Annotated in this window: 12 protein-coding genes; 5 read left to right on the top strand and 7 right to left on the bottom strand. The window is 72.9% G+C overall.

Annotation, left to right across the window (positions count from 1 at the left end; all coding sequences use genetic code 11):
• Nucleotides 1–9: 9 nt before the first annotated feature.
• Together purU and ACFY1T_RS24635 are read right to left on the bottom strand one after the other, a co-directional pair.
• Nucleotides 10–885: a formyltetrahydrofolate deformylase gene (gene purU, locus ACFY1T_RS24640; protein WP_390790070.1), complete on the bottom strand. Its 876-nt coding sequence runs from the start codon at nucleotides 883–885 to the stop codon at nucleotides 10–12.
• A gap of 28 nt (nucleotides 886–913) precedes the next feature.
• Nucleotides 914–1360, bottom strand: a complete 447-nt coding sequence (locus tag ACFY1T_RS24635; protein ID WP_030858397.1) for a hypothetical protein — start codon at nucleotides 1358–1360, stop codon at nucleotides 914–916.
• Nucleotides 1361–1557: 197 nt separating this feature from the next.
• Between ACFY1T_RS24635 and ACFY1T_RS24630 the strand changes: the two genes are divergently transcribed.
• Nucleotides 1558–2835, top strand: a complete 1278-nt coding sequence (locus tag ACFY1T_RS24630; protein WP_390790069.1) for an ABC transporter substrate-binding protein — start codon at nucleotides 1558–1560, stop codon at nucleotides 2833–2835.
• Between the two features lie 22 nt (nucleotides 2836–2857).
• On the opposite strand, the gene ACFY1T_RS24625 is transcribed toward ACFY1T_RS24630, so the two are convergent.
• Together ACFY1T_RS24625 and ACFY1T_RS24620 are read right to left on the bottom strand one after the other, a co-directional pair.
• Nucleotides 2858–4348, bottom strand: a complete 1491-nt coding sequence (locus tag ACFY1T_RS24625) for a hypothetical protein (protein ID WP_390790068.1) — start codon at nucleotides 4346–4348, stop codon at nucleotides 2858–2860.
• A 159-nt stretch (nucleotides 4349–4507) separates the two neighbouring features.
• A complete protein-coding gene (locus ACFY1T_RS24620) occupies nucleotides 4508–5887 on the bottom strand; it encodes a transcriptional regulator (RefSeq protein WP_390790067.1) in 1380 nt (459 codons plus the stop codon).
• 214 nt (nucleotides 5888–6101) lie between these two features.
• On the opposite strand from ACFY1T_RS24620, the gene ACFY1T_RS24615 reads away from it, so the two are divergent.
• From ACFY1T_RS24615 to ACFY1T_RS24605, 3 genes are all read left to right on the top strand, one after another.
• A complete protein-coding gene (locus tag ACFY1T_RS24615; RefSeq protein ID WP_390790066.1) occupies nucleotides 6102–6788 on the top strand; it encodes a bifunctional DNA primase/polymerase in 687 nt (228 codons plus the stop codon).
• A gap of 140 nt (nucleotides 6789–6928) precedes the next feature.
• Entirely contained in the window at nucleotides 6929–7771 is an 843-nt protein-coding gene (locus ACFY1T_RS24610) for an ABC transporter ATP-binding protein (protein WP_390790065.1), read from the top strand.
• On the top strand, nucleotides 7768–9432 hold the full coding sequence (locus ACFY1T_RS24605; RefSeq protein WP_390790064.1) for a transporter: 1665 nt from the start codon (nucleotides 7768–7770) through the stop codon (nucleotides 9430–9432). The genes ACFY1T_RS24610 and ACFY1T_RS24605 overlap by 4 nt, the downstream gene beginning before the upstream one ends.
• 123 nt (nucleotides 9433–9555) lie before the next feature.
• Here the strand turns inward: ACFY1T_RS24605 and ACFY1T_RS24600 are convergent, their stop codons facing one another.
• Together ACFY1T_RS24600 and ACFY1T_RS24595 are read right to left on the bottom strand one after the other, a co-directional pair.
• Complete coding sequence (locus ACFY1T_RS24600) at nucleotides 9556–10440, bottom strand: alpha/beta fold hydrolase (RefSeq protein ID WP_390790063.1); 885 nt, start codon at nucleotides 10438–10440, stop codon at nucleotides 9556–9558.
• A gap of 309 nt (nucleotides 10441–10749) precedes the next feature.
• Entirely contained in the window at nucleotides 10750–11442 is a 693-nt protein-coding gene (locus ACFY1T_RS24595) for a metal-dependent transcriptional regulator (RefSeq protein ID WP_030156851.1), read from the bottom strand.
• A gap of 210 nt (nucleotides 11443–11652) precedes the next feature.
• Between ACFY1T_RS24595 and ACFY1T_RS24590 the strand changes: the two genes are divergently transcribed.
• Entirely contained in the window at nucleotides 11653–12408 is a 756-nt protein-coding gene (locus tag ACFY1T_RS24590) for an SIS domain-containing protein (protein ID WP_030858415.1), read from the top strand.
• A 12-nt stretch (nucleotides 12409–12420) separates the two neighbouring features.
• Here the strand turns inward: ACFY1T_RS24590 and ACFY1T_RS24585 are convergent, their stop codons facing one another.
• Nucleotides 12421–13752: a PAS domain-containing protein gene (locus tag ACFY1T_RS24585; RefSeq protein ID WP_390790062.1), complete on the bottom strand. Its 1332-nt coding sequence runs from the start codon at nucleotides 13750–13752 to the stop codon at nucleotides 12421–12423.
• Between the last annotated feature and the right edge of the window lie 276 nt (nucleotides 13753–14028).

Raw genomic sequence — 14028 nt, 5'->3', positions numbered from 1 at the left:
AGCCCGGTGCTACGCGAAGACGACCGTGCGGGTGCCGTTCAGGAGCACGCGGTGCTCGCTGTGCCACTTCACGGCCCGCGCCAGCGCCTGGCATTCCACGTCGCGGCCGATCGCCACCAGCTGGTCCGGGGTCACCTCGTGACCGACCCGCTCGACCTCCTGCTCGATGATCGGGCCCTCGTCGAGGTCGGCCGTCACGTAGTGCGCGGTGGCACCGATCAGCTTCACGCCGCGCGCGTGCGCCTGGTGGTACGGCTTCGCGCCCTTGAAGCTCGGCAGGAAGGAGTGGTGGATGTTGATGATCCGCCCGCTCAGCTCCTTGCACAGGGTGTCCGACAGCACCTGCATGTACCGGGCCAGGACCACGAGCTCGACGTTCTCCTCGCGGACCAGCGCCAGCAGCTGCGCCTCCGCGTCGGCCTTCGTCTCCTTCGTCACCGGGATGTGGCGGAAGGGGACCCCGTACGAGCGCACCAGCTCGGCGAAGTCGGTGTGGTTCGAGACCACGGCCGCGATCTCGACGGGGAGCGCGCCGATGCTGGAGCGGAACAGCAGGTCGTTCAGGCAGTGCCCGAACTTCGACACCATCAGCACGATCCGCATGCGCTCGTCGGAGCGGTGCAGCTGCCAGTCCATCCGGAACGAGTCGCCGATCGCGGCGAAGCTGGCCCGCAGCTTGTCGAGCGTCACCGGAGCGTCGGCGGAGAAGTGGACCCGCATGAAGAAGAGGCCGGTGTCGTGGTCGCCGAACTGCCGGCTGTCCTCGATGTTGCACCCGGTCATGAACAGGTAACTGGACACGGCGTGCACGATGCCCTGCTTGTCCGGGCATGACAGGGTCAGTACGTACTGCTGGGGGGCCTGGGCCTGCGGGTCGTCGCTCATGACCCCACAGCCTTTCACACCCCGCGGCTCACGCCGCGCGGGTGAGGATCCTCAGCACTTCCAGCGACCGCGGCGGCTCGTCCGGTTCGTCACCGTCCGCCGTCGCCAGCCGTACGTGCGCCTCGCGCGCGGCACGTACCGCCTCGGGCCAGGCGTGGTGCTCCAGGTAGGCGGAGACGGGGGCGTCGGGCCCGACCTGGTGCAGGATCCGCAGCACCCGCAGCACCGCGAGGTCCACGAGGGTGGCCTCCTGGGAGTCGCGGAATATCGTGCCGACGTACTTGTCGGCCGACCAGCTGTCGAGCCAGGTGTCCTCGACGAGGCGGTACACGGCGTCGGTGACGTCCCCGTACCCCTCGGCACCGGCGAGCCAGGTCTCCTCGTGGAAGACCGGGTCGGAAAGCATGTGAAGCGCCGAGCGCACGTTGCTGCGCCAGCGCCACCACGGCATGTCGTTCAGGGGCATGCCGCCCATGGTGGAGGAGCGGCCACCGCGACGGGAAGAGTTCTTCGAACCTTGGGCGAATGTCACGCTTGCGATGTTACGTTCACGGCTTGCGCGATCTTGAAGCGCCTGTGCGCAATCCGCCCCCCTGCAATTCACCTTCACGTCACCGCTTGTTGTGTCCATCTCACTCTTCAGTTACCCGTGGGGCGGAAGTGTGCGTGGACATGACCGAATGGCGACGCACGGCTCCCCTGACCCGCACCTTGGTGGCAACGGCGACGGGGGCGTGTCTCGTCGCCGGATGCGGGGTGCTCCCCGGGGGCTCGGGGGGCTCCGGGGGCACCATCACAGTCATGACCTTCGCGCCCATGGAAACCAAGGCGACCAACATGCCCGGAATGCCGGGAATGGCCAAGGCCTATGAAGCCTGGGTCAATTCCAAGGGCGGTATCAACGGACACAAACTGCGCGTACTGACCTGCAACGAGAAGAACACCCCGACCGGCGCCGCCGACTGCGCCCGCAAGGCCATCGACGAGAAGGCCGTCGCGGTCGTCGGCTCGTACAGCCAGCACGGACGCGCCTTCATGGCCCCGCTCGAGGCCGAGGGCATCCCCTTCATCGGCGGGTACGGGGTCTCCTCCGAGGAGTTCCAGAGCACCCTCTCCTACCCCGTCAACGGCGGCCAGCCCGTCCTCCTCGCCGGCGCCGGGCACCAGCTGGGCAAGGCCTGCAGCCAGGTGGCCATCATCCGCCCGGACACCCTCGCGGGCGACTCCATGCCGATCCTGCTCAACGCCGGCCTGAAGCTCAACAAGGCGCCCGAGGCCAACGACATCCGGGCCGCCGAGGACTCCGCGGACTACGTCACGCAGGCCCGCGAGGCCCTGGCCAACTCCACCGGCGGCAAGGACCGGGGCTGCGTGACCGCCGTGCTCGGCGAGCGCACGGAGACGTTCTTCGACGCGTTCCGGCGCGAGGACAGCAAGCACAAGAACCCGCAGATCTCCTCGGTCCTCGGCAGCGTCAGCCAGGCCGTGGTCGACCGTACCGGCGGCCGGGAGAGCCCTTTCGAGGGCGCGTACGTCGCCAGCTGGTACCCGGTGTCGACGGACGCGCTGTGGGAGCCGATGCGGAAGGTCATCTCCGAGCACGCCTTCGGCAACGACGCGGTGGACCCGGACGACAGCGGGACGCAGACCACCTGGATCGCGTACACCGTGCTCGCCGAGACCCTGAAGCGGTTCAAGTCCGGCGAGGACGTCACGGCGCGCAAGGTGGCGCGCATGCTGAACCAGGGCGAGCCGGTCAAGACCGGCGGGCTGACCCCGGACCTGAGCTGGCGCTACAAGGACATGCGCGCCGTCGCCGGCTTCCCGCGCATGGTGAACGGGCGCGTCAACTTCCAGGTCGTCCAGTCGGGCCGGCTGGTCGCCCAGCAGGGCGGCGAGCCGTCGATGGACATGACGGAGACGCTGGAGCAGGCGCCCCGCGCCGCGTGACGCCCGCTCGCCGCCGTGGCGGCTAGAGCTGGGACTTGTCCCGCTTCGTGAGGGCGTACTTGGCCGCGATCGCGTTCCACAGGGTCGCGGCCGACTCCTTCGCCCTGGTCGCCTCGCCGCTCGCCTTGTTGCCCTCGCTCGCGTTGCCGGTGCCCTTGGCCTGCCCGTCCTTGCAGCCCTTCTTGTCGCCGGCGGTGTCGTCCGCCCAGGCGGCGTAGCTGTTGTCGGCGTCCGCGGAGGACTGCCAGGCCTTGGTGAGCGCGGCGGCCAGCTTCGCGTTGTCCGGGAGCTGGTCCATCTTCAGGTCCTGGAGGCGGGTGACGAGCTCCTCGCGCTGGCGGGCGGCGTCGCGCAGGTCGGTCGCCGCCTGGCCGAGGTTGCGGCAGCCCTTGATGTCGTCGACGGCTCGGATCACCGCGGCGCGGCTGTCGTTGCTGTCCGCCAGCAGCTTGTCCAGCTGGACGGCCTGCGAGCGGGCCGGGTCCACGGGCGCCTCGGCGGCGCCCGCGGCCGAGCTTCCGGCGCTGGGGACCGCGGCCGCGGCCGCCGGGTCGTTGTTCTGCTTCTTGCCGTCGCTGAGCAGCGCGCCGACGCCGAGCCCGACGACGGCCAGGCCGATGACCACGGCGGCGATCACCCAGGCCGGCACCCGGCGGGCCGCCTCCGGCCGGGGCGGGGGCGGGGCGTACTGCGGGTTCTGCGGCTGCGGGTTCTGCTGCGGCGGCTGTTGCGGATGCTGCTGCTGCGGGGGCTGCGGGAACGGCTGCGCCTGAGGGGGTACGGGCCGCTGCCCGCGCGGCGGGTAGCCCCGCGGCGGCTGCTGGCGCAGCACCGGCTCCTGCACGGGCGGCAGCTGCCGCGTGTGCCCGCCGTCGCCGCCCTCCTCCCGGAACAACGCGTCGAACCCCTCGGTGACCGGCGGGATGTACTGCGTGGCGGCCTCGTGGAGCCCCGCCCCGCCCGGTACGGGCGGAATGTACTGGGTCGCCGCCTCGCCGTGCGCCGGTACGGGCGGTATGTACTGGGTGGCCGCCTCGCCGTGCGCCGGTACGGGCGGAATGAACTGGGTGGCGGCCTCGTCGTGCCCGGCGCCCGCCGGCGGGAACGGGGCCGCGGGCCCGGCCGGGACCGGCGGGATGTACTGGGTCGCACCCTCGTCCTGCACGGGCGCGGCCACGGCGGGCGGGTACGGGGCCGCCCCGTCCGGCCCGGCCGGGACCGGCGGGATGTACTGGGTGACCGCCTCGGGCAGCGGCGGGTAGCCGTACCCGTGCGGATCCCCCGGCCCCTCGTAGCCGGGCCCCACCACGTGCCCGGGCGCGGCCCGGTCCGGCACGGGCGGGTAGCCGTACGCGGGCGAGCCCTGCGGCGCCTCCGGGCCCGGCGCGGCCGGATAGCCGTACGCCGGCCGGCCCGGCTGCGGGGTTTGACCGTGGCTGGGTTGCGGGTGCGTCGGGTCGGGGCCCCATGGCGTACCCGCCTGCGGGCCGCCGCCCTGTCCGCTCTCCGTCACCGGGACTCCTTCGCCGACTACTCCGGACAATCCGAATCGTCGGCTCACGCTACCCGGTCACCCCCCTGCGCCGGAGGCCCCAGGGGGAGTCTTGCCGATCGGGCCGGGCTCGCGGCGCCTGGCACCGCGCCCTGATCCGGCCCGACCGACGCGGCTCCCCTACGCCACCACCTCCAGCCGCGCCGTGAATTCCCGGGCCGCCGGCTCCTCGCGGTACGGGGCGAGCCGGCTCCGGAAGTCGTCCAGGTACTCGGCGCCCCGGTTCGAGCGGAGCCCCGACAACAGGTCGGCCGCCTTCGCGGCCGTCTGGCACGCCTGCTCCACCTCGCGCTGCTGCACCTGAGCCGCCGCCAGCAGCAGCAGCCCGATCGCCCGGCGCCGCGCCTTGCCCGCCGGGAGCCCCCGCAGCGCCTCCTCGGCCTGCCTGGCCGCCGAGTCCGCCTGGCCGAGGTCCCGGTGGCAGTGGGCCAGCTCGTCCGCGAGGTACGCCGCGTCGAAGTGCCCGATCCACACCGGGTCGTCGCCCGACTCCGGCTCCGCCCGCTCCAGCGCCGTCACCGCCCGGGAGGACAGCACCGCCGTCGCCCGGGCATCCCCCAGCAACGCGTGCCCGCGCGCCTCGGCCGCGTAGAACATCGCCTCCACCCGCGGCGTGACCTGCCCGCGGGTCCCCTCCTGCGCGGCCCGCGCCAGCTGCGCGATCTCCCGCGGATTGCCCAGCTCCGCCGCGAGGTGGCTCATGGACGCCGCGAGCACGTAGCCCCCGTACGCCCGGTCCCCGGCCGCCTGCGCCAGCCGCAGCGCCTGGATGTAGTAGCGCTGCGCCAGGCCCGGCTGGCCGGTGTCCACCGCCATGTACCCGGCCAGCTCGGTCAGTCTGGCCACCGCCGCGAACAGCGCCCGCCCGACCGGCTCCCGGTACGAGCCGCCGATCAGCCCGGACACCACGGAGTTGAGGTAGTGCACGACGACGGGCCGCACGTGCCCGCTGCCGAAGCGGTGGTCGAGGTCCTTCAGGGCGTCGGTCGTCGCCCGTACCGCCTCCACGTCCGGCATCCCGACGCGCGAGCCGCCGCTGCGCGCCACCTGCGCGTCGGCGCCGGTGATCAGCCAGTCCCGGCTCGGCTCGACGAGCGCCGAGGCGGCCACGCTGGATCCCGAAAGGAAGTCGCGGCGGCCGACGTCGCTCCGCCACAACTCGCTGACCTGCTCGATGGCGCCGATGACGGTCGGGGAGAACTGCAGGCCGATGCCGGAGGCGAGGTTCTTGCCGTTGGCCATGCCGATCTCGTCGATGGTGACGGTCCGGCCGAGTTTGCGCCCCAGCGCCTCGGCGATGATGCCCGGCGCCCGGCCGCGCGGCTGCTGGCCGCGCAGCCACCGGGCCACGGACGTCTTGTCGTAGCGGAGATCGAGGCCGTGTTCGGCCCCGCACATGTTGACGCGCCGGGCGAGCCCGGCGTTCGAGCACCCGGCTTCCTGGATGAGCGCCTGAAGCCGTTCATTCGGCTGGCGCGCGACGAGAGGCCTGGCTGCCATGAAAACCCCCAGTAGCCGCGGGTGATCGTTGGAATGATCACTTCCCGCCTGAGTTGCGGAGAATCATCCGCTCTGCGTCGTGTCGCTACCCAACTCCGGCGCCCCGACCTCCTACGCGCCCCCACGCGTGCTCCAGTGCGCCCCATATGCAGGATCGATGCTCCGGCCACCGGCCGGTTTACGCCCGTAACCCCGCGTGACCCCGAGAGTTGTGATGGGCGTGGAAGAGACCATCGGAGTCACGGAGACGGCACCCATCCCCAAGCAGCGCGGCGAGCAGCTGCTGGACCATGCCGTGCGGTACGCGGAAGAACGGCACTGGGACGTCTTCGCCGGCACCTGGCTGGAGTCCGCCGACGGGCGTGAGGTGTGCTCCTGCGGGGCGCAGGACTGCCCGGCGCCCGGCGCGCACCCCACGGTGAAGGACTGGGCGGCGCTGGCCACGGGCAGCGCGGTCCAGGTGCGGCGGATCTGGGCGAAGCGCCCCGAGGCCTCGATCCTGCTGCCGACGGGCCGGACGTTCGACGCGCTGGACGTGCCGGACTCGGCCGGGTTCCTGGCGCTGGCGCGCCTGGAGCGGATGGAGCGCACCCTCGGGCCGGTCGCCCTGACGCCCGACCACCGGATGCTGTTCTTCGTCCTGCCGGGCGCCGGTGCGAAGGTGCCGGCCCTGGTGCGGGGGCTCGGCTGGTCGCCGACCGCGCTCGATCTGGCCGCGCGGGGCGAGGGCGAGTACGTGGCCGCCCCGCCCACCCGTTTCGGCGGCCGGGGCGCGGTCCAGTGGGCCCGCCGGCCCACCCCGGCCAACCGGTGGCTGCCGGACACGGAGGAGCTGATCGCGGCGCTGGCGTACGCGTGCGGACGCGAAGCGGCGGCGGACCGGGACCGGCGGGGCGCCTGACCCCAGCGCCCGGGATCGCAGGTCAGGGCCGGGATGTTCGTGCCCGGAAACTCATGACATAAGTAACTGCCCACCCTCTCCCCGCCCTCCTATCGTGAGGAAGGCAAGACCACGGGGAACAGGACGAGAGGCAGGCGCACATGCCGGACCAGGCAGTTGCGACGGGTGGGACGGACGGACCGGACGGTGCGCGACCCGCGCCGTCCACCGGACGGGCGGCGGTTCGGGTCGAGGGCCTGTGGAAGCGCTTCGGCGACCAGGTCGCGGTCGCGGGGATCGATCTGGAACTGCCCGCCGGCCAGTTCATCGGCCTGGTCGGGCCGAACGGCGCGGGCAAGACGACGACGCTGTCGATGGTGACCGGACTGCTGCGTCCCGACATGGGGCGGGTCCTCGTCGCCGGGCACGACGTGTGGAGCGACCCGGTCGAGGTGAAGTCGCGGATCGGCGTACTGCCGGAGGGCCTGCGGCTGTTCGAGCGGCTGTCGGGCCGCGAACTGCTCGGCTACATGGGCCGGCTGCGGGGGCTGCCGGGCGAGGAGACGGACAAGCGGGCCACGCAGCTCCTGGACGTCCTGGACCTCGCGGGCTCGCAGCACAAGCTGGTCGTGGACTACTCGACGGGCATGCGCAAGAAGATCGGCCTGGCCGCCGCACTGCTGCACAACCCCGAAGTGCTGTTCCTGGACGAGCCGTTCGAGGGCGTGGACCCGGTGTCGGCGCAGACCATCCGCGGAGTGCTGGAGCGGTACACCTCCTCCGGCGCCACGGTCGTCTTCTCCTCCCACGTGATGGAGCTGGTCGAGTCGCTGTGCGACTGGGTGGCCGTCATGGCCGCCGGCCGGATCCGCGCCGCGGGCCCGCTGGCCGACGTACGGGGCGACGCTCCCTCGCTGCAGGCCGCCTTCCTGGAGCTGGTCGGTGCGGGCGGGCGCGACGCGGGCGACTCCCTGGACTGGCTCGGCGGGCAGGCGGCCCGATGAGCACCGCATCCACCCCCGCCCCGGCGGCCGGGCACGCCGTCTCCGCCGCCCCGGCCTCCGCCCCCGCGGTCAACCTGACCGCGGTCTTCGTCCGCCTCAAGCTCTCGCTGATCCGCAACGGGCTGAAGGGCTCGTCGAAGCGCAAGGCCGCGTACTTCAGCTCGCTGGCGCTGTCGCTGGCGGTGGCCTGCCTCGCCATGGTCGGCCTGGCCGTACTGCACGGGAACGCGCACGCGGGCACGGTCGTCGTGCTGCTCGCCGCGATCCTGGCGCTGGGCTGGACGTTCATGCCGCTGTTCTTCCCGAGCGGGGACGAGACCCTCGACCCGAGCAGGCTGGTCATGCTGCCGCTGCGGCCGAGGCCGCTCGTACGGGCCCTGCTGGCCTCCTCGCTGGTCGGCATCGGCCCGCTGTTCACGGTCTGCCTGGCGGTGGGCTCGGTGGTGGCCGTCGCGCGGGGCGCGGCGGGGATCGTGGCGGCCGTGGTGGCCGTGCCGCTGCTGGTGCTGGGCTGCGTCGCGCTGGCCCGCTCGGTGGCCACGGCCAACGTGCGGCTGCTGACCAGCCGCAAGGGTCGCGACCTGGCACTGCTCAGCGGTCTGCTGATCGCGATAGGCGCGCAGGTGGCGAACTTCGCGAGCCAGCGCCTGTTCGATTCGGGCGGTCTGGCGCAGCTGGAGCCGGCCGAGGCCGTGGTGCGCTGGCTGCCGCCCGCGACGGCCGTCGGCATGGTGGACTCGGCGAGCAGGGGCTCGTACGGGGTGGCGGCGGGCCAGCTGGCGGTGACCGTCCTCGCACTGGTCCTGCTGCTGCGGTTCTGGGAGCGGAGCCTGACCGCGCTGATGGTCACCCCGGACGGGTCGACGATCGCGGCGGCGAAGCCGTCGGGGAAGCGGGAGTCCGCGGGCGGCGCCGGTGCGTGGGCGTTCCTGCCGGCCGGCCGGACGGGCGCGGTCATGCAGCGCTCGCTGCGGTACGTGGTGCGCGACCCGAAGACGAAGTCGGCGTGGGTGACGGCGCTGGCGGTCGGTGCGATCGTCCCGGTCTTCAACGCCCTGCAGGGCACCGGCTCGATGTACCTGGCCTGCTTCGGCGCGGGCATGCTGGGCATGCAGATGTACAACCAGTTCGGGCAGGACACCTCGGCGTTCTGGATGGTCGCGCAGACCATCTCGACCCCGCGGGAGGCGTTCGAGGAGCTGCGCGCCCGCGCGTACGCCCTGGCCCTGGTGACCGTCCCGTACACGGTCGTGCTGACGGCGGTCACGGCGGCGCTCCTGGACGACTGGGCCGCGCTCCCGGCGGGGCTCGGGGTGAGCCTGGCGCTGCTCGGTTCGATGCTGTGCACGGGTGCGCTGGCCTCGGCCCGGTTCCCGTACTCGATCCCGACGGACGGCGCGTTCAAGAACGTGGCGCCGGGTCAGGCCGGGCTCGCCTGGGCGGGCATCTTCGGCGGCATGCTGGTGTCGGCGCTGATCTGCTCGCCGGTGATCGCGCTGACGGTCTTCCTCAACGTGACGGACCAGCACTCACTGACCTGGATCCTGCTCCCGCTGGGCGCGGCTTGGGGCACCTTCGCCGCCTGGGCGGGGCTGCGTCTCGCGGCCCCGAAGGTGGCCGGGACCCTTCCGGAGATCCTGCTGGCGGTCAGCAAGGGCTGAGCGGCGGGCCCGGGCGCGCGTCCGCGTGCGGGAGGGGGTGACGGGCTGCTGCCCGTCACCCCCTCCCTCGTTTCGCGTGGACGCCCGTCCGCCCTGTCCGCCCTGTCCGCCCGTCCGTCTCGCTCAGCGGGCGGCGCTTCTGATCTCGTCCAGGAAGGGTTCCAGGGCGGCGCGCCAGGCCGCCGGCTGGTCGTAGTGGAGGTAGTGGCCGGCGTCGGGGATCTCGGCGTACCGGCCCTTCGGGAGGACGCGGACCATCTCCTGGGCCTCGGCGCGGCCCAGTTCGCCGTCGAGGCCGCGGACGACCAGGGTCGGGCAGCGGACCTGGGCCAGCTCCTCCCAGTGCGCGTCGTGGACCCAGGTCTCGCGGGCGGTCAGCATCTGGCGCCGGGAGAAGACGGGGCGCCAGCCGTCCCGGCCCTCGTGCATCACCTCGGCGAAGAAGGCCCCGCGTCCCGGGTCGGGGCGTTCCACCCGGGGGTCGTCCTCGCCGAACCAGCGGCGGGCGGCGTCCTGGGTGGGGAAGGGGAGGGGCCAGCGGCGGAACCATTCCTCCCACTCCTGCTGGGAGGCCTCGCCGAGGGCGGAGGCGCGCATGTCGCAGATCACCAGTGCCTCGACCAGGTCGGGGCGGCGGGCGGCGAGCTGCCAGCCGGTGAGGGCGCCCATGGAGTGGCCGACCAGGGTCACCGGGGCCAGGCCGAGCTGCTCGATGACGGCTTCGGCATCGGCCACGAAGGCCTCGCGCCCCAGCGGGGTCGAGGCACCCGGGCCGGCGGCGGGGCGCTCGCTCTGGCCGTGGCCGCGCTGGTCGAGGGCGATGACCCGGCGCTGCCGGGAGAGCCAGCGCGCGGTGCCCGCCCAGTGGAAGGCGCGGCCCATCAGGCCATGGAGTAACAGCACCCGGGGTTCTTCGGGATCCGGGGGCGCGGTGGGGGGTGATTCCCGGAACTCCCAGGCGGCCAGGCGCACACCGTCTGCCCCTGTCACATCGATGCGCTGTACCACGGCAGATGCACCCCCTTCGCTCGCGGCCAGACTATCGAACCCGTATTCGAAAACGGGGTTCTCGTCTTCAACACCGCTCTTTCGAGTGACCTTGCTCAAGGATTGGCCGCCGCTGCCGATGGAGATCCTTTCAACAGGGAGGCGGGCCGCTCGGGGAAGACGGTCCGAGGGGATGACCTTGAGAGCTCGGGGCTCCGGGTCAGCAAAGGGGAGGACCGGTCCCGGCGCCGCAAGGCGCCGGGACCGCCCACACCCACCACCGGCTGTGCTGCCACCGAAAGTGCCGCGTACCGGCCCGTGTGGAGGCCGTCAGCGCTTGGCCACGAACACGTGCGAGGCGATCTCCGCATCGAGCTCCGCGGCCTCCCCACCACTGCCGACCAGCACCCCGCCCGGCGACTCGGTCACGCTGACCACCGAGCCGGGCTGTACGCCCGCCCGCCGCAGCGTGTACATCAGCTGGGCGTCCGTCTGGATCGGCTCCCCGATCCGGCGGACCACCACCGTCTTGCCGTCCGCGCCCGGATCCAGCTCCGACAGGCTGACCATGCCGTCCTCCAGGAACGGGTCCGCCTCGGCCTTCTCGCCCAGCTCCTCCAGCCCCGGGATCGGGTTCCCGTACGGCGACTCGGTCGGGTGGCGCAGCAGCTCCAGCACCCGCCGCTCCACCGCCTCGCTCATCACGTGCTCCCAGCGGCAGGCCTCGGCGTGGACCTGCTCCCACTCCAGGCCGATGACGTCGACGAGGAGGCATTCCGCGAGCCGGTGCTTGCGCATCACGCGCGTCGCCAGCCGCCGCCCCTCCTCCGTCAGCTCCAGGTGGCGGTCGCTCGCCACGGCCACCAGGCCGTCGCGCTCCATGCGCGCCACCGTCTGGCTCACCGTCGGGCCGCTCTGGTCGAGCCGCTCGGCGATGCGGGCGCGCATGGGGACCACGCCTTCCTCTTCCAGCTCGAGGATGGTGCGGAGATACATCTCCGTGGTATCGATCAGTCCGGACATTCGTGCCCCTCGGATATCGTGCGCTGGCCCTGCACCCAATTCTGACGCATCGCGCCGACAACCGTCCCGTGCCGGACGTCAAGCCCCGCCCGGGACATCCCCGGGCACACCGGCCCCGGGATTGACGTTCGTATTGACACGCCCTTGGTCCAGACCGCACGGTGAGCGGCGGACACGGACGAACCCCACCTCTGGAAGGGCCATCGGCGTATGAGCGAGAGCAAGCTGGCCGGTCAGTTCCTCGACGCCGCGATCGGACTCCTGGAGCGGGTGAGGGACGAGGAGTCCGCGCACATCGCCGAGGCCGGCACCGCCATCGCCGACGCCGTCGCCTCCGGGAACCGGCTCTTCGCCTTCGGCGCCGGACACTCCTCGCTCCCCGCGCAGGACGTCGTCTACCGGGCGGGCGGACTCGCGCTGGTGAACTTCCTCGCCGTCCCCGGCACCGTGGGGATCGACGTCATGCCGGCCACCCTGGGCAGCGCCCTGGAGCGGGTCGACGGCCTCGCCGGGGCCGTCCTCGACAGCAGCCCGGCCACCGACGGCGACGTGCTCGTGATCATCTCCCTCTCCGGGCGCAACGCGCTGCCGGTCGAGATGGCCATGAACGCCCGGGCCCTCGGCCTGAAGGTGATCGGCGTGACCTCGGTGGCGTACGCGACCGGCACCAAGTCGCGGCACGTCTCGGGCACCTTCCTCAAGGACCACTGCGACATCGTCCTCGACAGCAAGATCGCGGTCGGCGACGCCGAGCTGAGCCTCGACGGCATCGACGCGCCGTTCGCGCCCGCCTCCACGGTCGTGACCAGCGCGATCATGCAGGCCGTGATGGCCGCGGCCGCGGGCGAGCTCGCCGCCCGCGGCGTGGAGCCCCCGCTGCTGCGCTCGGGCAACGTGGACGGCGGCCACGAATGGAACGGCCGCGTCCTGAAGGAGTACGGCGACCGGATCTTCTTCCGCCACTGATCCTCCGGACACCTAGGGGGTGTCCTCTGCCCGGGGCGGCCGCGGCCGGGACGCCAGGTCGAGGTCGGCCGCCACCCGGGCCGCGACCTCCTCCGCGTACGCCGCGTCCGCCTGCTCGAAGGCCGCCCGCGAAGCGGCCCGTACGAAGGTCAGCGCCCCCACGGTCCGCCCGCGGCTGCGCAGCACCGTGCACAGCACGTGCGCCGCGTCCTCGGGCCACTGCCGCTCGCGCGCCCAGCTCCCGGCCGCCTCCCCGCGCGGGGCGCTCGTACGGACCGAGCCGATCCGGTCCAGCGCCTGGAGCGCCGGGTGCCCGGGCGCGTACCGGGCCGGGATCTCCTCCGCCCCCGGCAGCAGCGGCGGCGAAGCCGCCATCCGTACGAGCCGGCGCCGGTCCGGGTCGGCCGACTGCTCCAGTACGTCGAGCAGCGCGTGCTCGGCGAAGCCCGCCAGCGCGAAGTCCAGTCGTACGGCGGCCGCCTCGGCCGGGTCCTCGCACTCGGCGGCCGCCCGGCCCGAGCGGTGCAGCTGGCCGGCGCGGAACCGCAGCTGCGCCGTGTCCAGCGCCGCCTGCCGGGCCTCGGTGATGTCCTGGAACAGCCAGCCGACCCCGAGCGGCACCGGCTCCTCCGCCAGCGGCGAGCCCAGGCGCAGGAACCCCGACCGCCAGCACCGCCGCCGCACCCCCTCCGGCGTGCGGACCGACACCCACAGCTCCGTGGGCGCGGGCGGCGACCCTTCGGCGAGCACGTGCTGCAGGGCCCCCTCCAGCTCCTCGACGCCCTGGGCCAGCAGCTCCCCCAGCGGCCGGCCGAGCAGTGCCGTGCGCCCCGAGCCGAAGGCGCGGGCGGCGTGCGCGTTGACCACGGCGGGCCGCAGGTCCACGTCGACGAGGACGACACCCCAGGAGGCGTCGTCCATCAGCGCCTCGCTCAGCGCGATGGACCGCTCCAGGTCGATCTGGGCGTGCACCTCGCTGAAGGCGCAGTACACCCCGGCGGGCTTCCCGTCCGCCCCGGGCACCCCGGCGGACTGGGTCCGTACGAGCACCCGCCCGCCCTCCTTGGTCAGCAGCGCGAACTCGTGAACCTGCCGCCCGGGCACGTCCTGGGCGGACATGAGCCGCTCCTCCACGTCCTGTGCGTCGGCGGCGCGCACGGCCCAGCCGGCGAAGCCCTTGCGCCCGACCGCCTCGGCGGCGCTCCAGCCGAGGATCCGCTCGGCCTCGCGGTTCCAGTGCGTGATCACGCCGTCGGAGTCGAACGCGCACAAGGCCGCGTCCATCCCGTCGAGCAGCGCTGCGAGCAGATCGTCGGTGGTCTCACTACGTCCGGAAGCACTCACCTGGCACCCCCTGCAGGTGTTCGCGTGTGCGGCACGTCGGATCATTCAACTGGAACGTGACGCAGCCCACACCGCATTCCCCGAATCGCCCCGAAATAAATCACTTGAGGACCTCGGGGAGCGGTTCTAGGCTCTGCCGTACACGAGAAGGGAGGTGGTTCCCGAAATGTACGGAAACCGGACGCGTGAGGTGGCTGCGGGCTAAGGGCCCGTCGTCGCACGCACCCAGTGCGGTGCCCGGCGGGTAGCCAGGCGCCAATCCCAAGCAGTCACCCG

Origin of the sequence: Streptomyces sp. NPDC001194, from assembly GCF_042896985.1 — a bacterium.
Taxonomy (GTDB): domain Bacteria; phylum Actinomycetota; class Actinomycetes; order Streptomycetales; family Streptomycetaceae; genus Streptomyces.
This window is presented reverse-complemented; position numbering and strand designations above follow the sequence as displayed.

What these genes read in the sequence shown, in the direction of transcription:
- purU (WP_390790070.1), bottom strand. Translation starts at nt 885, where the DNA reads ATGAGCGACGACCCGCAGGCCCAGGCCCCCCAGCAGTACGTACTGACC.
- ACFY1T_RS24635 (WP_030858397.1), bottom strand. Translation starts at nt 1,360, where the DNA reads ATGGGCGGCATGCCCCTGAACGACATGCCGTGGTGGCGCTGGCGCAGC.
- ACFY1T_RS24630 (WP_390790069.1), top strand. Translation starts at nt 1,558, where the DNA reads ATGACCGAATGGCGACGCACGGCTCCCCTGACCCGCACCTTGGTGGCA.
- ACFY1T_RS24620 (WP_390790067.1), bottom strand. Translation starts at nt 5,887, where the DNA reads ATGGCAGCCAGGCCTCTCGTCGCGCGCCAGCCGAATGAACGGCTTCAG.
- ACFY1T_RS24615 (WP_390790066.1), top strand. Translation starts at nt 6,102, where the DNA reads ATGGGCGTGGAAGAGACCATCGGAGTCACGGAGACGGCACCCATCCCC.
- ACFY1T_RS24610 (WP_390790065.1), top strand. Translation starts at nt 6,929, where the DNA reads ATGCCGGACCAGGCAGTTGCGACGGGTGGGACGGACGGACCGGACGGT.
- ACFY1T_RS24605 (WP_390790064.1), top strand. Translation starts at nt 7,768, where the DNA reads ATGAGCACCGCATCCACCCCCGCCCCGGCGGCCGGGCACGCCGTCTCC.
- ACFY1T_RS24595 (WP_030156851.1), bottom strand. Translation starts at nt 11,442, where the DNA reads ATGTCCGGACTGATCGATACCACGGAGATGTATCTCCGCACCATCCTC.
- ACFY1T_RS24590 (WP_030858415.1), top strand. Translation starts at nt 11,653, where the DNA reads ATGAGCGAGAGCAAGCTGGCCGGTCAGTTCCTCGACGCCGCGATCGGA.